Consider the following 20,805-nt stretch of genomic DNA (forward strand, 5'->3'; position numbering starts at 1 on the left):
ACCAGTATCACCGCTTAGCGAACGGCGACATTTACCCTCACGAATGGACGCGACCCGTCAGCGGCCACGTAGGACAATACTAGCCTGAACAGGTTACACAATCGCAACCATTGGCGAAGTCCGAATTTACAATGGGTTGAACTCACCGGTTTGGTGAGGCTGGTGGAGCCGTGCTACGGAAAACGAAAAGAGGATTACTGAATGGGTGTTGCAATCGTTTTGCTCGCTGCCGGAATGTCCAGCCGCACAGCGCAAAGTGGCGCTCACAAACTTCTGGCAGAGTTTGATGGCATTCCCTTGCTGCGCAAGATGGCGATGATTGCAGGGCAAAGCAATGCAGCCTCTGTAACGGTTGTCCTCGGGCACCGGCATGAAGAGATTGGTGCTGTGCTTGATGGTCTTGAGGTCGCCCTGGTGGTCAACGCAAACCATGCGTTAGGGATGGCAAGTTCGATTGCGTCTGGGCTGTCGGTGCCGCAAGCTAAAGGCGCTGATGGTGTCATGGTGATGTTGGCCGACATGCCGAAAATCACCGGCGAACACTTGAAACAAATGATCGCGACCTTCGAGCACACGGAAAGGCTTGCAATCGTGCGGGCCGTTGCGGACGGCAAGCCCGGCAACCCGGTCATCCTGCCGCGCGCCATGTTTGAAGACCTCAGCCGACTTGAAGGAGACGTCGGCGCACGCGATCTCATCAAGGCATCCGGGCTTCAGATCATCGATGTGGAACTGGGCTCGGCTGCCCTGATGGATGTGGATACGCCGGAGGCGATTGCAAGCGCTGGCGGCATTCTGGCCAAGCCCTCAAGTGTTGCGCTTTGACAGGCTCTTGTCACCGAAGCGCATGGTCGAAATGATTTCAGCCAGGATTGAAACTGCGATTTCAGCCGGGCTGACTGCACCGATGTTCAAGCCAACCGGCCCGTGGATGCGCTGAAGGTCAGGCTCGCCAAAGCCCTGACCGGCTAACCTTTTCAGCCGCGCCTCGTGCGTTTTGCGGCCGCCAAGCGCGCCCACGTAAAAGCAACCTTTCCGAAGGGCATCCATCAAGGCGAAGTCATCGATCTTGGGATCATGGGTCAAGGCGACCAAGGCTGTGTGCTGGTCAAGCGGTCGTGTCTGCAGCACATCTTCAGGCCAATCGGCAATGAGGTCGGTGCTGGCAAAGCGTTCAGGTGTCGCAAATGCCGTTCGCGGATCGATCACCACAACATCAAGGCCTGTCAGCTTTGCCATGTGCACCAGCGTCTGGCTGATATGGACTGCACCGATGATGACGATTCGGGGCGAGGGGACATAAACGTTGATGAAATGATCGATGCCCTCAATCGTGATGCCAGAGGATTTCCGGGACTGAAGGGCTGTGGCAACAGCCTCGCCCAGAGCACTCGATGGTATTGCGTTCGAGGCAATAACTTCGACGGCACCGCTTTGAAGATTGGTAATGGTCGCAGCGGCCACGCGGTTGCTGCGCAGGGCGTTGAGGGTCTCAAGTGTTGCGGCATCCATTAGTGAAGTTTCTCCACATAGACTCGGATGCGTCCACCGCAGGATAATCCAACCGACCAGGCCGTCTGGTCCGCCACGCCGAAGTCGAGCATTTTGGGCTGGCCTTCCTCAATAACGTCAAGTGCGGCGGAGATAACTGCACCCTCGACGCATCCGCCTGAAACGGACCCTTCGAAATGGCCGTCAGCGTCGATCACCAGATGGCTGCCGACGGGTCTTGGGGCAGAGCCCCAGGTTTCGATAACAGTTGCGATGGCGACTGATCGCCCTTGGGCTTGCCATTCCTGTGCATGGACCAACGGGTCATTGAGAGAATGGGTGTCTTTGCTGTCAGCCGTCATCAGTTTTCCTGCCCCCCCAAAGTGGGCTTTGCCATTTATCTCGAACGCTTCATTGCTCTGCCTTGTCTGGTTGCGGCTGTGGCGTCGTTCGGGTGCCGAACAGATTGTAACGGTTGGGATCACCCCGTTCCTGTCTGTATTTCAGCGTTGCCTCTCCGAAAGCGATCTCCATATCCAGCCCAGATGCCAGAACCGTCTCTAAATCCTTGAGCGCCATATTCGTTCCGAACAGTGAATAGACGATGTTGGCAGCGCGCGCGGCTAGCACCTGACGTGACAGAACCGAACCGAAATTGAGTTTGATGCGGAAGTTGTTCCACACGCCCGGCTCAACGCCTCTGATCTGCAGGAAAAGCGATGGTTTGTGACCGGTTTCCGCATAGTCGATAACATATGTGCATTGCCATTCACCGGTGTCATACGCGGTGAACACGGGCTTTTCTGACGACGAGAGGTCCGCAATGCCCAGGCACCGTTTTTCGTCGAAGCCAAAAAATGTCCTGACAGACGGGCTCCCCTGGACAGGGTGCCGTTGCGTCTTCGGCGATTGCGAGACGTGTAAAACCGTTGTGGGCCGCGTTTCAACGCCAAGCACAAACAGAGATATGATCGAGGCTAGAAGCATTTGATCTGAAGGCCATCCGTGTGAACAACAACTGTACCCCGCCGTAGCATATGCACAAGTGAAACGATGACCGCGGAGTGGCAGTCGCCAACGGTCTTAGGGTTCAACTTTTCGTTTGTCGATGGCACCTTTGCGCTTGGACGCAGTTAGCCTTGCACCTCAAGCCATCGAAAAGGAGCGGGCCGTGCTCGACAGCGTCCGACTGGAACTTTCCCGACGAAACTTACTTATCTCCTCTGCCGCGACGATAGCGGCCACCGGCGTCGTCAAGAGCGCGGCGGCGCAAACTGCGGGGAGCCCCATGACACAATCATCCGAAGTCTCACTGACCGTGAATGGTCAGAACCATGTTCTTGATATGGATAACCGAACCACCTTGCTGGATGCGCTGCGCGAGCATCTTCATTTGACCGGCACCAAAAAAGGTTGCGATCACGGCCAGTGTGGCGCGTGCACAGTTCTGGTGGATGGAAAGCGCATCAATTCCTGTCTTTCGCTCGCCGTCATGCATGATGGCGATGAGGTGACCACAATCGAGGGCATTGGCCAGCCGGGTGATTTGCACCCCATGCAGGCGGCTTTCATCAAGCATGATGGTTTCCAGTGCGGTTACTGTACGCCGGGCCAGATTTGTTCCTCCATCGCCGTGCTGGAAGAAATCAAGGCCAACATCCCAAGCCATGTAACCGGCGATTTGACAGCCAAGACGCAATTGACAGCAGATGAGGTTCGCGAGCGCATGAGCGGCAATATCTGTCGATGCGGGGCCTACTCGAACATTCTGGATGCCATTTCAGAAGTGGGAGGAATAAACGCATGAGAGCTTTTACCTATGAGCGCGCCTCCTCTGTCGAAGCTGCAGCCAAAGCTGTTGCATCCAATCCCGGTGCCAAATTCATTGCGGGTGGCACAAACCTTCTCGACCTGATGAAGCTTGAGATCGAGACGCCGACCTATCTGATTGATGTGAACGGGCTCGAACTCGACAAGATCGAGGCAACTGCGGAGGGTGGCCTTCGCATCGGCGCACTGGTCAGGAACACAGATCTTGCAGCCGATGAAACGGTCCGCCGCGACTATGGCCTGCTTTCGCGCGCGTTGGTTTCCGGGGCATCCGGGCAGTTGCGCAACAAGGCAACGACGGCTGGCAATCTCTTGCAGCGCACGCGCTGTCCTTACTTTTACGATACCAACCAGCCTTGCAACAAGCGCACGCCTGGAAGCGGCTGTTCCGCCATTGGCGGTTACACCCGCCAGCTTGCCGTTGTTGGCGTCAGCGATGCCTGCATAGCAACGCACCCCAGCGACATGGCCGTTGCCATGCGCGCGCTTGATGCGACGATTGAAACGGTCAAAGCCGATGGTTCTCGTCGCTCCATTCCGATTGCAGATTTCTACCGTCTGCCGGGCGACACGCCGCACATCGAGAGCACGCTTGAAGCGGGTGAATTCATCACCTCGGTTCTATTGCCACCACCCGTTGGCGGTAAGCAGATTTACCGGAAGGTACGTGACCGCGCATCCTACGCATTCGCGCTGATTTCTGTCGGTGCGATAATTCAGTCGGATGGAACAGGACGGGTTGCGGTGGGCGGCGTGGCCCATAAGCCTTGGCGTGTCGAGGCGGCTGAAAGCCAGTTGGCGGAAGGCGCGCGCGCCGCCACACAAGCCATTCTGGCAGATGCACGTCCCACAGAAGAGAACCGGTTCAAGATCGATCTTGTCGAGCGCACGCTTGGCGCCGTCCTGTCCGAAGCAAGGGGTTGAGCGATGAAATTTGATACACCAGCAACCACCAATCCCATTGATCGTCTCAAGGTCGTTGGCCAGCCGATACGCCGTATCGATGGCGAGTTGAAAACAACCGGCGGGGCGAAATACGCCTATGAGTGGCATGACGGAAACGTGCCCTATCTCTATGGATACCCGGTACACTCGGCAATTTCGAAAGGGCGCATCAAGTCCTTCAACCTGTCGGCGGCAAAAGCTTCCGAGGGTGTTGTAAATGTCGTGACAAGCCTCGATGTCGGCAAGCGGGAAAAAGGCGAATACAATACCGCCAATCTCTTTGGCGGTGATGTCATCGAACACTACCATCAGGCAATTGCCGTGGTTGTGGCGAAAACATTCGAACAGGCACGTGCTGCGGCCGCATTGGTCAAGGTTGATTACGCCGAGGAAAAGGGTGATTTCGATCTTGAAGCCGAAAAGGGCAATGCCGAAAAACCTGATGAATCCCAAAAGCCGGATACATCAGTGGGTGACTTCTCGGCTGCCTTTCAATCAGCTGCCATCACAATCGACGAGACATATACCACGCCGGATCAGTCTCACGCGATGATGGAGCCGCACGCGTCCATCGCCGCGTGGAATGGTGACGAGTTGACGGTGTGGACGTCAAGCCAGATGATCGACTGGTGGCGTTCGGACCTCGCGACAACGCTTGGCGTCGACAAGGACAAGATCCACCTTATGTCGCCATTCATCGGCGGCGGCTTTGGCGGCAAGCTGTTCTTGCGCGCAGATGCAGTGCTAGCTGCTTTTGCGTCCAAGGCTGTAGGGCAGCCGGTGAAGGTGACATTGCCGCGTCCGATGATCGCGAACAACACAACGCACAGACCGGCAACCATCCAGCGCATCCGCATCGGTGCTGGTAGCGATGGCAAGATCACGGCAATCGGCCACGAAAGCTGGTCTGGCAACCTGCCTGACGGTGCACCGGAAACAGCTGTGAACCAGACGCGGCTGCTTTACGCCGGCGCAAACCGAATGACGGCGATGCGTCTTGCGCAGCTGGATTTGCCTGAGGGTAACGCCATGCGTGCGCCGGGTGAAGCGCCGGGCCTGATGGCGCTGGAAATCGCCATCGACGAAATTGCCGAAAAGGTTGGAATGGATCCGGTCCAGTTCCGCATCGTCAATGACACGCAGGTCGATCCCGAAAACCCTGAACGTCCCTTTTCGCACCGGGACCTCATCGGTTGCATGAACACAGGTGCCGAGAAGTTCGGCTGGTCCGAACGTCCCAAGGTCGCGTCGCGCCGGGATGGGAAGTGGCTGATCGGCATGGGCGTTGCTGCGGCCTTCCGCGACAATCTTGTCCTGCCGTCTGCCGCACGGGTAAAACTCGGCTCTGACGGTATCGTGACGGTCGAAACCGACATGACGGATATCGGCACAGGCAGTTACACCATCATCGCCCAAACCGCTGCCGAGATGATGGGCGTGACAGTCGACAAGGTTGCCGTGCAACTGGGCGATTCACGCTTTCCGATCTCCGCCGGTTCGGGCGGTCAGTTCGGTGCGAACTCCTCGACATCTGGTGTTTACGCTGCCTGTGTGAAGTTGCGGGAAGCGATTGCCCAAAAGCTCGGCTTCAATTCGGACGATGCCCTGTTTGAAGATGGCATGGTCAAGTCCGGCAATCGGGCTGTTCCGCTTGCAGAGGCTGCGTGCACAGACGGGCTTGTGGGTGAAGACACGATGGAGTGGGGTGATCTCACGAAAACCCATCAGCAATCGACATTCGGCGCCCATTTCGTTGAAGTCGGTGTTGATAGCGCCACGGGCGAAATCCGCATCCGCCGCATGCTGGCGGTGTGTGCTGCGGGCCGGATTCTCAATCCGATCACCGCGCGTAGTCAGGTCATTGGTGCGATGACCATGGGTGCTGGCGGTGCACTGATGGAAGAACTGGCCGTGGATACGCGCCGTGGTTTCTTCGTGAACCACGATCTTGCAGGCTACGAGGTGCCCGTCCATGCGGACATTCCGCATCAGGAGGTCGTCTTCCTTGATGAGACCGATCCGATGTCGTCGCCCATGAAGGCGAAGGGTGTAGGTGAGTTGGGTCTTTGCGGCGTCTCGGCCGCAATCGCCAACGCGATCTATAATGCGACGGGCGTTCGTTTGCGACATTACCCGATGACGTTGGACAAGCTGCTTTCCGGCTTGCCTGAAGTGGCCTGAAGATACGCCTGAACGCATGCCTTCCCGGTTCGCCACCGGGGAGGCATGCTGCGTTTCGAGATAATTAAACTTTCGAATATCATAAAATATAATTTACTAACCATTGCCGCAACTGCCGAGCCGGGATTCACTTTTCGTTCAATGATTAGGCAGAATGATTACCGGTAGAATTGAATTCTTTGGGCATGATGCCCCAGTTTGTCCGATCCCGTCTATCCACGTCAACCGTGGATATAAGCGCCGACATGGCTGCACCAAAAAATGAACCGCCCCCCACATTGTGGATGCGCACAAAGGTCGCGCACCAGTGTTGCCATGGATTTTTATCATGCAGAATGAGATCGCACGCCTATCGACCCTTAAAAATCTGAGGTTGCTCGATACGCTTCCCAGCGAGAGTTTTGACCGCATCACCCGGCTGGCCGCCAGCATTTTCGGGCTCCCGATTGCCGCCGTATCCCTCACAGACATGCAACGCCAATGGTTCAAATCGAAGGTCGGTGTCGATCACTTCGAAATACCGCGCCATAAGGCGCCCTGCGCCACCGTTGCTGAAACCTGCAAGCCTTTCGTGATCGAAGATTTCAAGCAGGACGAATACTATGTGGACAGCGTTCTCGGAAATGCGGGCATTCGCTTTTACGCGGGCGCGCCATTGGTCACGCACGATGGATTTGGCCTGGGTGCACTCTGCGTGCTGGGAACCGAGCCACGCGAGGTCACCGATGCAGAAATGGCGACTCTGAAAGATCTCGCGGCTATGGTGATGGATCAGGTTGAGCTGACCCATGCCATGGGGCGCATCGAAGCATCGAGCGGTCTGCCCAACCGGTTTCAGCTTTCGAATGATCTGTCGGATGCGGTCCTGCGTGGCGATAGCGGTGAGCGCATCATCGTTCTGCTCGATCTGGCGCAGACGGAGCAGTTCGAACGGATCTCGCGTGTGCTTGGCCCTTCCTATCTGGATGACGTCATTCAGGCCGTTTCGCTGCTTCTGCGCAAGCATGTCGGGGAAGAGGCCGCCGCTTATCATGTCGGCCCCACGCAGTTTGCGTTTTTCGCGCCTCACAACATGAGCGCTGATCGCTATGTTGAATTCCTCAAGACGATGCTTGGCGAAATTCAGGACTATAGCGACACACAAATCTCGATGTCGCCCTCCATTGGCATGGTTGCCTACGACCCGCAGACCATGCCGCCGGATGACATTTTGAGATCGTTGCAAAGCGCCATTCAGGACGCTCACCAGAGCCCGACGAAAATCGGCATGTTTTCGCCAGCCATCGACTTGCGCCACAGGCGCAACTTCCGAATCCTCAACGATTTTCAAACGGCATTGACTGCGCCCGACCAGCTTTCTCTGGTCTTTCAACCGCGGCTGGATGTTGCAAGCGGCGAGGTTCACAGTGCGGAGGTTCTCCTGCGGTGGAACCATCCCGTTCTTGGCCCGGTGTCGCCTGTCGAATTCATTCCTGTGGTCGAGGCCTCCGCATCTGCGCGTGAACTGACAGACTGGGTCATAAACGAAACGCTGGTCACGCTTGCGGCTTGGGAGCGCAGAGGTCTTCGTTTCAGTGTGTCTCTGAATCTCTCGGCCCTCAACCTCGAAGAACCAGACTTTTACGAGCGGTTGATGTCCAAGCTTGCTTCGTTCGACATCAGTCCGGCGCAGATTGAGCTGGAACTGACCGAAACCGTGATGATGAAAGAGACCGATGGCGCCTTTGAGCTGCTGAACCAGTTGAAGGCAGCGGGCATCCGCCTTGCCATCGACGACTTCGGAACTGGCTACAGCAGCCTTGCCTATCTTCAGAAATTGCCGGCAGATATTGTAAAGATCGACCGTTCATTCGTCTCTGACATGGAGAACGGCAACCGTGAACGGGTTCTCGTGCGCTCCATGATCGATCTTTCGCACAGCCTGGGTTATCGCGTCGTCGCAGAAGGCGTTGAAACGCTGGAGGCAGCCGATTTGCTGGGCGTGATGGGTTGCGACGAAATCCAGGGTTACTGGCTCTCGCGGCCTGTTGGAAGCGAGCAACTGTTTGCCTGGTTGATGGAACGTCAGCGCCCGAAAGTGTGTGCTGCAGGATAGCATTGCATTCTTGATTGTACTGTGTCCCGGAGCCCAAAAGACGGTGGTGAAATGAAGCATATCCTGCAACGAATGGTCAGTGGCACTCATCAGCCGGATGATGAATTTCTGCTTCTTCTCGATGCCCTGCCAATTCCCCTGTCCTGGGCATCCTATCCCGAGGGCCGGATACGCTTCATCAATAAAGCTTTCATCAGGACTTTCGGCTACCCCAATGGCCATTTCGAAACCATCCAGCAATGGTTCAGCGAAGTCTATGTCAACGATATCGAGAGCGGGGGCGCTTGCAGGATCTGGGCAGCCACACTGACACCGGGCGCATTGGGCATAACAGAGGTCGAGCCCTACGAAGTGCAGGTCAGGCACGCAAATGGGAATATTGTTCCGGTTCTGCACCGGGGCATCGTCATGCACGAATTCGGCCTCGTCATAACAATTTTCGAAGATCTCACCAACCATAAGCTTGCAGAACACGTACTCAGGCGCATTGCGTTTGAGGATGCGCTGACAGGCTTGGGCAACAGGCGAATGCTTGAGGAGCGCTGGAACACCGAGATTGCCCAGCGGGCAACATTCACGTCGCAAAAGCTGATCGCGGTTCTGATGATCGACCTCGATAAATTCAAGCCGATCAACGATTATTTTGGCCATGCGGCCGGTGATGAGGTCTTGAAAAGCGCAGCATACCGCCTTCGTCACTCTGTGCGCTCTGATGATACGGTCGTCAGAATGGGGGGAGACGAATTTGCTATTCTGCTGACCGATCTGGACTGTCAGGTCGATGCAGACAAGATTTGCCAAAGAGTAACGGACGCCTTTGATGAGCCGTTTCTGGTGAACGGTAAAAAGGTTAAGGTTGGCGCAACGGTGGGAGCGAGCCTTTATCTGCGCCATGGCAACGATATCGAAACGCTCCTGAGTGCGGCAGATCAGGCGCTTTACCGCATGAAGCGCGAGGGCAGGCACAACTGGGCGTGGTTCGACCAATCCTTCAAACCGGCGAACGAGCAATTGTCTTTTGCACCCGCTGTCATGGAAGCCAGAAACACTTGAGGAGGGTCGCGTGGCCGTCCTGCCATGCGCCCGCGCCTTGACGATCTGTCCGCCGGCCTGTTTCCAATTCGGGCTTGCATCGAAAGATTTATTCGGTATTTAGAACATACTCACCACGGACCCGGTGAAACTCCGGGTGGCTCTTCTGGCCGCCGATCCGCCAGATAACGCAAATACCGCATGCCCATTTTATGACCGCTAACGATGCGTGTCGGCATGCTTTGCGAGATATCACATATGCAACTTACATCTATCCGTCGGGATTGGTCCGCCAATCCCTTGCGTGAAATGCTAGCCGGGGCTGTCGCGACATTCGCGCTCATTCCGGAAGTCATCGCGTTTTCCTTCGTTGCTGGTGTCGATCCACAGGTCGGCCTCTTTGCGTCCTTTGTTATCGGCATCGTCATCGCATTTTCCGGTGGTCGTCCTGCCATGATTTCGGCTGCTGCCGGTTCAGTTGCGCTGGTCGCAGCACCACTGGTCCATCTGCACGGCTTGCCCTATCTTTTCGCTGCGGGTCTGCTTGCCGGTGCGTTTCAGATTATATTCGGATTGCTGCGACTTGGCGTGTTGATGCGGTTCGTTTCGAAATCCGTTCGAACAGGCTTCGTCAACGCCTTGGCAATCCTCATCTTTGCCGCTCAGCTTCCGCACATTATTGGGGGGGATGTTCTGGCCTATGGCATGTTGGCAGCCGGGCTTGTGCTGATCTATCTCGTTCCCCGGCTGACAACGGCCGTGCCTTCGCCGCTGATCTGTATTCTGGTTCTGACAGGGGTATCCATTTTCCTGCAATTGCCGGTCATGACCGTCGCCGATCTTGGGAAATTGCCAGACAGCCTTCCCATGTTCGCCTGGCCTCAGGTGCCGCTAACACTTGAGACGTTGAAGATCATTGCAGGTCCTGCCCTTGCCATCGCTATGGTGGGCCTGCTGGAATCCATGATGACGGCGAGTGTGGTGGATGATCTCACCGGCACGCCAAGCTCCAAGAACCGCGAATGCACGGGTCTGGGCATTGCCAATACCGCAGCCAGCCTTTTTGGCGGCATTGCCGGTTGCGGCATGATCGGGCAAACGGTCAGCAACGTAAAATATGGCGGTCGCGGCAGGCTTTCCACGCTGTTTGCAGGTGCCTTTCTTCTGATCCTGATGGTCGTTCTCAAGCCTTGGGTGTCTCAGGTTCCGGTGGCGGCACTGGTTGCCATCATGGTGATGGTGTCCATCGATACGTTCGATTGGTCATCCGTCAAAACGCTGATCGTCCATCCGAAGATGTCGAGCGTGGTTATGGTCGTGACTGTGATCGTGACGGTTCTGAGCTCCAACCTCGCGCTGGGTGTCGCCGTTGGCGTTCTTCTGAGCGGCGTGTTCTTCACCTTCAAGGTGGCGAGACTGCTGCGTGTTGAAACCGTCAAGGACGAAACGGCGCGGCGGCTGACATATCGCGTGTCCGGTCAGGTCTTCTTTGCCTCGGCAGATGTGTTCGTGGATGCTTTCGACATCGAGGAGGCAAACGAGATGTCGGTGCTGATCGATATTTCACAGGCCCATTTCTGGGATATTACCGCTGTTGCCGCGCTGGAAAAGGTGGTGGATCGCTACAAGCAGCATGACATTCCGGTCACGGTTGTCGGCGTCAACGAGGCCAGTGCGACCTTGATCGAGAGCCTTGGCAGTGGGGCCAGCCTCAAGGAAATCTGATTTCCTTATCGCTCAATCCACCGCGCTCAAATCATGAGCGCGGTGGTCTCTGACATCAGTGCCTTATCGCAGAACGCCTGTCGCCAATGCTCGCTGAATGCCGCGCACATCAGTTCCCTTTTTCAACGTCTTGCTGATGGGGGTAGCTGAACCGGAAACCCAGATTTTCAGCTCTGAATCAAGATCGAAGGTTCCGGCGGTCTCAACGGAAAACCGGGTAATGGCCCGGTAGGGAATGGAGGTATAATCCACCTTGCTTCCGGTTATGCCCTGAATATCGACAAGGATAACCCGGTACTGGGTAAACACGAAGAAGTCGCGGATCACTTTGAACGCGAGTTGCGGCTCTTCTCCATCCACCAGCACGCCATCGAGGCGCTTGTTTAAATCCGCAGGATCCACGGTTGATCCGTGACCCAGTAACCCGTTGAATAGACCCATCTGCAATCATCCCTTTATGCTCAAGCCATGGAAATGGAGTTTATGAGCACTTTGTTCAATATGCGGGACTGGGAGGGCGTGAAAACACTGCCCGTACGCTTTGCATGAAACCATTGGTCGCCGTTGGCGTTAGGCCAAGTTGTCGCTCCCGCTTCATTTCATCAGAGAGTCATTCATTGTTGTACGATTTCGATTTCGGCCCCTTGGTTCTGGAAGACGCCATTCTGTTTCGCCTTTGGGCACCGCTGCAGCAATCCGTTGTGCTGAAGCTGGAGACCGGCAAGCAATATGACATGGAGCCTAAGGGCGATGGCTGGTTTCACCACACATTGCCGGGCGTGGGTGCGGGCACGCTCTACCGCTTCCAACTGGCTGACGGGCAGGTAATACCGGATCCGGCATCGCGGTTTCAGCCTGAAGATGTGCACGGCCCCAGCGAAGTGGTTGATGTGACAAATTACGTCTGGAAAACGGAAAGCTGGAGCGGCCGCCCCTGGGAAGAGATGGTGATTTATGAGCTGCATCCGGGCACTTTCACGCAGGAGGGCAGCTTTCTCGCGGCCATCGAGAAGCTCGACCATCTGCGCCAACTGGGCATCACGGCCATTCAGCTGATGCCGACAGCCGATTTTCCCGGCAGCTATGGCTGGGGCTATGATGGCGTTATGCCCTATGCGCCCGAAAGCAGCTATGGCCGCCCGGAAGACCTGCTGAAATTCGTTGATGAAGCACATGCACGCGGCATCTGCGTGTTTATGGATGTGGTCTACAATCATTTCGGCCCAGACGGCAATTACATGCCCGCCGTCGCACCGCTATTTACCGAGCACCACTCATCTCCCTGGGGCATGGGCATCAATTATGACGATGAAGGCTCTGACCAGATCCGCGAATTCGTCATTCAGAACGCGATCTACTGGATAACGCAATTTCGCATTGATGGACTGCGATTGGATGCCGTTCATCAGATCAAGGACGATAGCGGTGAACATCTGATTGTCGAACTCGCACGGCGTGTTCGCGATGTTGCAGGCAGACTACATGTCCATCTGATCGTCGAAAACGAAGATAATGACAGCGATCTGCTGGTGCGCGGCGAAGACGGCCAGCCGAAGCACTTCACGGCACAGTGGAACGATGATGTGCATCATGTTCTGCACGTTGCGGCCACTGACGAGACCTTCGGCTATTATCAGGAATATGTCGGCAATGACGACAATATTGGCCGGGCGCTGGCGCAGGGTTTCGTCTTTCAGGGCGAGCATATGCCCTATCGCGGCGAGGCACGTGGCAAGCCGAGCGAACACCTTTCACCGCTGGCCTTTATATCCTTCATTCAAAACCATGATCAGATCGGCAACCGTGCCAACGGCGACAGGATGGCCTCCTACATTGCTTCGGAACCTTTGAAGGCCATCGCTGCGGTCTACCTCCTGGCGCCGCAGGTTCCGATGCTGTTCATGGGGGAGGAATGGGGAGCCAAGGAACCTTTCCCCTATTTCTGTCAGTTCGATGAGGATCTGAATGAAAAGGTCCGTGAGGGCAGGCGCAAAGAAATGTCACGGCTGCCGGGTTTCGACGGTGACAATGTTCCCGACCCGACGGCGCGTTCAACCTTCCTGTCAGCCAAACTGGATTGGTCGAAGTCCGAGGCGGCAGACGGCACCGAGATGCTCGCCTTTTACCGATCGCTTCTTGCGTTGCGCCACGAGCATATCGTGCCTTTGCTCGGCCATGGCGGATTGAAGGGCGGCACCTTTGAGGCTAATGGCCGTGCGGTGAAGGTGACATGGAAGATTGGTGAGACTGAGCTGGAGGTGTTGGCGAACCTTTCCAAAGACCCCTTGGGAATCGAAAACGGATCGAGCGCTGGAGAACTGCTCTATGCATTCGGGGATGTTGAGGCGGATCGACTCGGCCCATGGTCCGTTCTGTGGCATCGTCGCCGCTTAACCTACATATGCGCTTCATCTTCCCACTCGAAAACGTCTGACAGACGCCGATCACGAGCAATTGCCTAAAATCATTATTTTGGGCGCGAGGTTCTTATCGTAATTGCCGCTGCGGTGCAGTATGACGGATGATGACAACGATGAGGAATGATGTCGCATGCGCATAAGGTACGGTCTCTTTTGGTTGGCATTTTCCATTGCGTCTTCTGCGCAGGCACAACAGCCGGCTTCACCGCCAGTGCTGGAACCCACTCAAGTTCAGGCCCAGGCGGCCAATCTGAGTGCGCAGTTTCTTGGCCGCTACGCCTATAAGACCGTACCGCTCGACGATGTGCTGTCCGGACACATCATGTCAAAATTCATCAAGTCGCTTGATCCCGACCGGATGCTGTTCATGCAGAGCGATATTGACAAGTTCAACGCAGACAGCACGAAGATCGATGATGCGATCCTCAACGAAGATCTCGAAATACCGTTCTCGATCTTCAACAGCTACACGCGCCGTGTCGTGGACCGCATGACGTTTGCGCGCGCCGAGCTGAAGCAGAATTTCGATTTCACGGTGCGTGAAGAATATCCGATATCACGCGAAGACGCGCCATGGGCCACGACGCAGCAGCAGAGTGACGATCTCTGGCGCAAGCGCGTCAAGAGCGATTGGCTTCGCCTGAAACTGGCAGGCCAGGCCGATGCCGCAATTCGTGAGACGCTGGACAAGCGCTACAAGAACATTCTGGACCGGGTTTATCCGTACAAGAGCGACGATGTGTTCCAGTCGTTCATGGCGGCTTATACGACGTCTGTTGATCCACACACGGATTACTTCAGCGCATCCGCCTCGGCAGAGTTCGACATTTCGATGAAGCTGTCGCTTGTCGGCATTGGCGCAGTGTTGCAGGAGCGGGATGGCTACACCACCATTCGCGAGCTTGTGGCCGGTGGCCCGGCCCAGCTTTCTGCCAAGCTTGCGGTGGGAGATCGCATTGTCGGTGTAGGGCAGGGCGAGGATGGCCCGATCAAGGAAGTCGTCGGCACGCGCCTTGATGAGGTGGTGCAGATGATACGCGGTGCAGTCGGCTCGGTCGTCCGTCTCGATATCTTGCCCGCGGAATCTGGCAGCAGTGGTGGCCACCGCGTCATCAGCCTTGTCAGAGACAAGGTCAGCCTTGAAAAGCAGGCGGCCAAGAAGACGATCCTGTCTGTCAAGAATGGCGATGCCACCTCAAAGATCGGCGTCATCACCCTTCCAACATTTTACGAAGACTTCGAAGGCCGCCGTAAGGGTGACAAAGATTACCGCAGCGCCAGCCGTGACGTGGCCAAGCTGCTGGCTGAGCTGAAGAAGGACGATGTCTCCGGTGTGCTGTTCGATCTCCGTGACAATGGCGGTGGTTCGCTTGCCGAAGCCATTGACTTGACGGGTCTGTTCATCGGCAAGGGTCCGGTTGTTCAGCAGAAGGACGCTGAAGGCAATGTGAAGGTTGAAAGCGATGACATGACGGCACCCGCCTGGAGCGGTCCGCTTGGCGTGTTGATCAATCGCGGTTCCGCCTCGGCGTCTGAAATCTTTGCCGCAGCCATTCAGGATTACGGCCGGGGGATCATCATCGGCGAACCGTCCTTCGGAAAGGGCACGGTCCAGACCGTTGTCGATCTCGACCGTGTTGCCCGCAACAGCAAGCCGGAACTTGGTCAGCTGAAATTGACCATCGCGCAGTTCTTCCGTGTTGATGGTGGAACGACACAGTTGCAGGGCGTGGTGCCAGATATCACTCTGCCGGGTTTTCTCGACCCCAAGGCAATTGGTGAATCCAGCTATGACAATGCTTTGCCATGGACGAAGATAAAGCCAGCCAAATATACCCTGCAGGGTGACCCCGACAAGTTACTGCCGACCTTGCAGGCAAAGCATGATGCGCGGATCAAGACCGACCAGGATTTCCAGCGGTTCGTTGAAGATATTGCTGATCTGAAGGCTGTGCGGGAAAAGAAGACCATTTCGCTCAATGAAATCGAGCGCAGAGCCGAAATGGCTGAAACCGAAGCCAAGATGAAAGCGCGTGCCGAAAGCGGGACGGGCCTCGTTCGTGAAAACGATGACGGACTTCAGGCCAATGAGCGTAGCATCACGGCAAACATCGCAATCGAAAATGCGCGAAAGAATGCAAAGGACGTGTTGCAAAACGAAGCAGCAGCCATCGTTGTCGATCTGGCTGAAGCGGCACCCGCCAAAACGCGATAAACGCTAAAAAACCCCGAGGCTCATATGAGGCTCGGGGCTTCGTTTCAAATATCGATATCAATCGAGAAGGTCGGCTGGAACCTTGCCGCCGTTTTCGGACAGCTTCTTCATCAGCGCCTTGTGCAGCCATGTGTTCATCTCGGCCGAGCCATTCAGGTCTCCGGTATAACCGAGTTCCTGCGCCAGTTCCTTGCGCTCGGCAAGACTTGCATCCATGCCCAGCGCCTTCATCAGATCAACGATGGAGCGCTTCCATTCCAACTTCTGCCCGCTGTTCTTAACGGCTGCATCGAGCTGCGCCGCTACGTCCACGGTCTCAGCGGTTGGTCGCGAAGGGCTAGCTGGCGCGGTGCCAGAGGTCTTCGGAACCTCGCCGCCGGTGCCGCCGATTGGTGGTGCCGTTGTTGCAGGCTCCGGAATGGAAGATGGGGCAGGCGTTGGTTCTGCTGCACTGGGTGATGCCGGTGCCGCTGTGGCCGGACCACCGAAAATCGCGTCTTTGATCTTGCTGAAAATACTCATTTTTCTCTCCTCGCTGCGTTTGATCTCCCCCGACAAACGGCTGCGGAGTCCTTTGCGTTCCGGCGAAAAAAGAGAAAACCTATATTTGATGCGTTGCACGACGGCAACGCTTTCATAAAAGCCTTTATTAGCACCTGACAAATATCAAAAATTGTCTCGACAGTTTCGCGTGTCTGAGGCGATATGCGACTCATCGGCGGGGGCTGATCTTGAAAGGTCTTTTATATGTACCGCGCTATCAAAATTGCTGGCCTTCTGGGGCTTCTTGCGACATCCGCTCATTCCGCAGACATGGCCGTTCAGAGCGAGCCTGCTGTTGTTGCCAATCCGGGCGGCTTTTATCTGGGAACACTGAGCAGCATGACATTCCTTGACGATACCGGCTTTGCAACGGCTGGCGCCAGCGTCAGCACGGATTATGATCTCGGCTTCTACAGCGCCCTGCGTGCTGGCTACAGCTTTGGCACTTACGGTTTTGTTTCGCCACGTCTGGAACTGGAAGTTGGTTACGGCACAGCTGATGTGAATGAACACACGGTTGGTGGCGTAAACTTCGGCAATGCTTCCTTCGGTGAAGCCCGTGCAATTCAGGGCTACGTCAACGGTTACCTCGATATCGAAACATCCACAGCCTTCACGCCATATTTCGGCGGTGGCGTTGGTGCGATGAATCTGGAACTGCACCGTCAGGGTGTTAACGGCATCGCGATGGATGATGACGATACGAAGTTTGCCTACCACCTGGACGCAGGCGTTGGCATCAAGCTCGACACGATCTCGTTTTTCCGCGACAGCTCGCTGTTTGCCAACACGACGTTCGATATCGGTTACCGCTACACAGCTGCTGACGATTTCGACTTCACCGGCACAGACGGCGTAACCTCCAGCACGGATTTCAGCAGCCATGCTGTTACCATGGGCTTTAGACGCCAGTTCTAAGAGCTGAAGATCAGCGCTTCCTGTCTTGGGCATTCAGTCTGAGGCAGGGCGCGATTTTGATTGCGCAAGACATATATCGACAAAAAGCCGGGCTATGACCCGGCTTTTTCTTGGCTATGGATATAAATTAGTTTGCGGGGCAGTTCGTGCCCGGCGCTGTGGCTGTGCCAGTCGTTGCAGGGCCGCCATTGGTCGTGCCCTCTGCCGTCTTGCCACCGCCGACGCAATTGGTGTTGTTGGTGTCGCCATTTGTACCCGAACCGTTTGTGCCGGATGCGGAGCCGCTTCCACCTGCGTCTGCGCCATTGTTGGTGCCGCCGCTGTTTGAGCCGTCAGATGCGCTCGATCCGCCGTTCGAACCAGCGCCGGAGCCCGAGCCGCCAGATCCAGAACCTGCGCCCTGCGCTACGGCGAGCGATGTGAAGCTGAGGGCAAAAACGGTTGCGATAAGATACTTTTTCATGGGTATTCCTCCACTGTTCTGTTTGTCTGCAAGACCCTAACCCTCTCAGTCAGGCAGAGTTCCCAGAAACTTGGAGTGTTAATGGCCGATTATCTCGGCCTCAAGAAACGCTGACGGGTTTTGAGCGCAGCCTGCTGGCGGTTGCAGGGTCGGCGCGTCGGCACAGCTGGGGCGGCAGGCCTTTCATGATCAGTTCGGCATCCGAAACAGCCATGGAGCCAAGCTTGTAGAACGCATCGCGGGTTCCGCCCGTGCGATGTGCAGACAGCAAAAGGCCCGGAATGGACCTGACGTGGTCATCGATTGCGACCGGCTCGTCTGGAAAAACATCTGTTGCGGCGCGGATATGGCCTGAAATGACCGCATTGAGCATGGCTGGGAAGTCCACGACGGCGGCACGGCTCATCAATAGAAATGCCGAACCCGGCTGCATGGCGGCGAAACGATTCTTGCCGATAAAGCCCTGATTTTCACTGGTGACGCTTGCGAAGACATAGACGACGCGCGATCGGGAAAACACCTCATCGAGACTGGCCGGAATACAGTCGAGCCGCTCGATGATCTCGTTCGGAAGCCAAGGATCATAGACGTGAACGGGGTTCTTGAAGGGACGGGTCAGTTCGCGCAGCTCACGACCGAGATCGCCAAAGCCGATGATGCCGATGGGTGCACCAGCATATCGAAATGTGCCTTCGTTTCCGGCAAGGCCATAGTCCTCAACACCGTCACGGAACTGCCGGTCGGCGATGGTAATGCCTCTGGCCAGATCGATTGCCATTCCAAGCGATGCCTCAGCGACCGGCGATGAAAAGGCCGACGCCGGTGTGATCACCCAGATGCCGCGCTCGACACAGGCCTGATAATTGATATTGGGCAGGAAGTTGGATTCCACATTGATGATCGCCTTGAGCTTTGGCGCGCGCTCAAGGCGTTCTCTGGGCATATCGGTCTGGCCGAAAATAAGAACCGTATCTGGAAGAAGGGCATCCACCTGTTCTGCAGGCATCTGCCGATCCTCGGAAATAACCAGATCTCCCAGTTTTTCGAGACGGGCACGAACATCGGGCTCCATAATCAGATCGAGCGTTCTTGGCAGCGGATCGACCAGCACGATGTTGCGACCTGTCATGATACCTCCCTTAACGAGACGGCATCCCTATCCGTCTCTTGTCCTCGTTACCGTGCGGCCCAGTTGGCACCGCGACGGAAAATTTCCCGCATTTGCGGCACGGCAAATTCCTTCGCCACATGGCCAAGCGCCGAATAGAAGACGCGGCCCTTGCCGTAGTTTCGTTTCCACGCCACCGGCATCACCACGCCGTCAATCCACCAGGCATGATCGCCGGTAAATGTCGTCGTCGCCAACACCTCGTTGGATGGGTCGGTGTGCATATAATACTGCTCGGATGTATAAGGGAAGTCGGTGATGCCTTCCATGATCGGATCATCGGGCCGCGTGATGTTGACCGTATAGTCGATGATGTTGCCCGGATGCGCGACCCATTGCCCGCCAATTATGAACTGGTACTCCACGCATTCGCGGAAACTGTCGCCCGCGCCACCGTGATAGCCGGCAATGCCGACACCGTTTTCAACAGCGGCTGCGAGGTTCTTGATCTCTTCCTTTTCGATCTTCGACATGGTGACAATCGGCACGACGAGGCTCAAGTCATGCACCGAAGGGTCCGCGAAGGCCTCCGTGCTGTTTTCGACGTAAACCTTGAACCCTTCTTCCTCAAGCATGTCCTTGATGATGACAGAGCATTCCTGCGGCTCGTGCCCGCTCCATCCGCCCCAAACAATCAGTGCTTCACGCATAGTCTTCCTCCTCAGGATTATTTGCCGATCTGGCCGTCAACAAGCGATTCATCCAGCGGCGCTGGACGATCAACCGCCGTCGTGATGGAAATGGTCGTGCCGGTGTCGGATGCCGTCTGGAACGCTTCCATCACCTCCAGCACATGGAGCGCAAGATCGCCATTGGCGCGATGTTGCCGGTTGGAGCGAATGGCATGCGCCATGTCTGCAACGCCGATGGAGCGATAATTGCCATCCGCATAGGGTGAGGAAAGCTCCTGAACTTCGAACTCGCCACCCTTCTTCAAAAGCTGGACCTCGCCACCAAAATAGTTGGGGTCAGGCACAATCAATGTGCCTTCTGTGCCGTAGAGTTCCAGCGGCACATGCTTGTGGCCCGCAACATCGAAGCTCATACCCACCTGCACGACAGCGCCGTTCGCAAATGCCAAGGCACCTGCCACATGCGTGGCAATGTGTACCGGAATTTTCTCGCCATTGCGTGGTTCGCTGGTGATGAGACGTTCGGTTCTCGGCGAAAAGGCAAAGCCGGCCACCTTGGCAACGGGTCCGAAGAGATTGACCAGATCGGTAATGTAATAAGGCCCCATATCCAGCATCGGCCCGCCGCCAACCTCGTAATAGAAGGCGGGGTTGGGGTGCCAGCGCTCATGGCCGGGGCACATGAATGTTGCGGTTCCGCCAACGGGTGTGCCGATAACGCCCTGGTCCATCAATGTGCGCGCCGTCTGGTGGCCACCGCCCAGAAACGTGTCAGGCGCTGCGCCGATGCGCAGGTTGGCTGCTTTCGCTGCTTTTGCGAGGCGCTTGCCTTCTGCAAAATTGATGCCGAGCGGCTTTTCGGAATAGGTGTGCTTGCCAGCGTCAATCGCCCGCAAGGCCACCTCGACATGGGCCTTGGGAATCGTCAAATTGACGATGATCTCAATGTCAGGATCTGCAAACAGCTCATCCACGGATCGCGCCGGAACATTGAATTCCTCGGCTTTCGCTTTCGCCATCTCGGCATTCATGTCGGCCACGCCGCGAATGTCGAGAATGGGAAATGACGCCATGGCTTTTAAATATGCACCGGAAATATTGCCGCATCCGATGATGCCAATGCCGACTTTCTTCATGGTCTCTCTCC

General features: G+C 56.1%; 19 protein-coding genes and 1 other annotated feature. Of the genes, 10 read left to right on the plus strand and 9 right to left on the minus strand.

The window, feature by feature from the left end:
• The first annotated feature begins 201 nt into the window (after nt 1–201).
• Nucleotides 202–825: a nucleotidyltransferase family protein gene (locus IFT53_RS20440; RefSeq protein ID WP_192067360.1), complete on the plus strand. Its 624-nt coding sequence runs from the start codon at nt 202–204 to the stop codon at nt 823–825.
• Here IFT53_RS20440 and IFT53_RS20445 read toward each other — a convergent pair.
• From IFT53_RS20445 to IFT53_RS20455, 3 genes are read right to left on the minus strand one after another with little or no spacing between them, the layout of a single operon-like run.
• Nucleotides 808–1,512 (minus strand): XdhC family protein, encoded by a 705-nt coding sequence (locus IFT53_RS20445; RefSeq protein WP_192067359.1) that lies wholly within the window; start codon nt 1,510–1,512, stop codon nt 808–810. The genes IFT53_RS20440 and IFT53_RS20445 overlap by 18 nt on opposite strands.
• Entirely contained in the window at nt 1,512–1,853 is a 342-nt protein-coding gene (locus IFT53_RS20450) for an XdhC family protein (RefSeq protein WP_192067358.1), read from the minus strand. The genes IFT53_RS20445 and IFT53_RS20450 overlap by 1 nt, the downstream gene beginning before the upstream one ends.
• A 49-nt stretch (nt 1,854–1,902) precedes the next feature.
• Nucleotides 1,903–2,478, minus strand: coding sequence for a DUF6030 family protein (locus IFT53_RS20455; RefSeq protein ID WP_244656405.1), 576 nt, complete (start codon nt 2,476–2,478; stop codon nt 1,903–1,905).
• A 184-nt stretch (nt 2,479–2,662) separates the two neighbouring features.
• Between IFT53_RS20455 and paoA the strand changes: the two genes are divergently transcribed.
• From paoA to IFT53_RS20485, 6 genes are all read left to right on the plus strand, one after another.
• On the plus strand, nt 2,663–3,298 hold the full coding sequence (gene paoA / locus IFT53_RS20460) for an aldehyde dehydrogenase iron-sulfur subunit PaoA (protein WP_342365844.1): 636 nt from the start codon (nt 2,663–2,665) through the stop codon (nt 3,296–3,298).
• A complete protein-coding gene (locus IFT53_RS20465) occupies nt 3,295–4,245 on the plus strand; it encodes an FAD binding domain-containing protein (protein WP_192067355.1) in 951 nt (316 codons plus the stop codon). Before paoA ends, IFT53_RS20465 begins: the two co-directional genes overlap by 4 nt.
• 3 nt (nt 4,246–4,248) lie before the next feature.
• The gene (paoC, locus tag IFT53_RS20470) at nt 4,249–6,447 is read left to right on the plus strand and encodes an aldehyde oxidoreductase molybdenum-binding subunit PaoC (RefSeq protein ID WP_192067354.1); all 2,199 of its coding nucleotides are present in this window, start codon (nt 4,249–4,251) and stop codon (nt 6,445–6,447) included.
• Between the two features lie 328 nt (nt 6,448–6,775).
• Nucleotides 6,776–8,542: a sensor domain-containing phosphodiesterase gene (locus tag IFT53_RS20475; RefSeq protein ID WP_192067353.1), complete on the plus strand. Its 1,767-nt coding sequence runs from the start codon at nt 6,776–6,778 to the stop codon at nt 8,540–8,542.
• Between the two features lie 51 nt (nt 8,543–8,593).
• A complete protein-coding gene (locus IFT53_RS24005; protein ID WP_192067352.1) occupies nt 8,594–9,595 on the plus strand; it encodes a sensor domain-containing diguanylate cyclase in 1,002 nt (333 codons plus the stop codon).
• 114 nt (nt 9,596–9,709) lie between these two features.
• Nucleotides 9,710–9,765: a sequence feature (sul1 is cis-regulatory element that is thought to sense ions involved in sulfur or methionine metabolism; They are found in Alphaproteobacteria), on the plus strand.
• 67 nt (nt 9,766–9,832) lie between these two features.
• On the plus strand, nt 9,833–11,299 hold the full coding sequence (locus IFT53_RS20485; RefSeq protein WP_192067351.1) for a SulP family inorganic anion transporter: 1,467 nt from the start codon (nt 9,833–9,835) through the stop codon (nt 11,297–11,299).
• Nucleotides 11,300–11,362: 63 nt separating this feature from the next.
• On the opposite strand, the gene IFT53_RS20490 is transcribed toward IFT53_RS20485, so the two are convergent.
• Nucleotides 11,363–11,740, minus strand: coding sequence for a PH domain-containing protein (locus tag IFT53_RS20490; RefSeq protein ID WP_192067350.1), 378 nt, complete (start codon nt 11,738–11,740; stop codon nt 11,363–11,365).
• 179 nt (nt 11,741–11,919) lie between these two features.
• On the opposite strand from IFT53_RS20490, the gene treZ reads away from it, so the two are divergent.
• Together treZ and IFT53_RS20500 are read left to right on the plus strand one after the other, a co-directional pair.
• Entirely contained in the window at nt 11,920–13,761 is a 1,842-nt protein-coding gene (treZ, locus tag IFT53_RS20495) for a malto-oligosyltrehalose trehalohydrolase (protein ID WP_446737703.1), read from the plus strand.
• A gap of 88 nt (nt 13,762–13,849) precedes the next feature.
• Nucleotides 13,850–15,934, plus strand: coding sequence for a carboxy terminal-processing peptidase (locus IFT53_RS20500; protein WP_192067348.1), 2,085 nt, complete (start codon nt 13,850–13,852; stop codon nt 15,932–15,934).
• 57 nt (nt 15,935–15,991) lie between these two features.
• Here IFT53_RS20500 and IFT53_RS20505 read toward each other — a convergent pair whose 3' ends face one another.
• A complete protein-coding gene (locus IFT53_RS20505) occupies nt 15,992–16,456 on the minus strand; it encodes a DUF3597 domain-containing protein (RefSeq protein WP_192067347.1) in 465 nt (154 codons plus the stop codon).
• 225 nt (nt 16,457–16,681) lie between these two features.
• On the opposite strand from IFT53_RS20505, the gene IFT53_RS20510 reads away from it, so the two are divergent.
• Nucleotides 16,682–17,395, plus strand: a complete 714-nt coding sequence (locus IFT53_RS20510; protein WP_192067346.1) for an outer membrane protein — start codon at nt 16,682–16,684, stop codon at nt 17,393–17,395.
• A gap of 127 nt (nt 17,396–17,522) precedes the next feature.
• On the opposite strand, the gene IFT53_RS20515 is transcribed toward IFT53_RS20510, so the two are convergent.
• The 4 genes from IFT53_RS20515 to IFT53_RS20530 form a co-directional block, all read right to left on the minus strand.
• Complete coding sequence (locus IFT53_RS20515; RefSeq protein WP_192067344.1) at nt 17,523–17,858, minus strand: hypothetical protein; 336 nt, start codon at nt 17,856–17,858, stop codon at nt 17,523–17,525.
• Between the two features lie 100 nt (nt 17,859–17,958).
• Nucleotides 17,959–18,987, minus strand: a complete 1,029-nt coding sequence (locus tag IFT53_RS20520) for a hydroxyacid dehydrogenase (protein ID WP_192067342.1) — start codon at nt 18,985–18,987, stop codon at nt 17,959–17,961.
• Between the two features lie 47 nt (nt 18,988–19,034).
• Nucleotides 19,035–19,676: a ThuA domain-containing protein gene (locus IFT53_RS20525; protein WP_192067340.1), complete on the minus strand. Its 642-nt coding sequence runs from the start codon at nt 19,674–19,676 to the stop codon at nt 19,035–19,037.
• 17 nt (nt 19,677–19,693) lie between these two features.
• Entirely contained in the window at nt 19,694–20,794 is a 1,101-nt protein-coding gene (locus IFT53_RS20530) for a Gfo/Idh/MocA family protein (protein WP_192067338.1), read from the minus strand.
• Nucleotides 20,795–20,805: the final 11 nt, after the last annotated feature.

This window comes from Rhizobium sp. CFBP 13644, from assembly GCF_014842165.1.
Classification (GTDB): domain Bacteria; phylum Pseudomonadota; class Alphaproteobacteria; order Rhizobiales; family Rhizobiaceae; genus Agrobacterium; species Agrobacterium tumefaciens_C.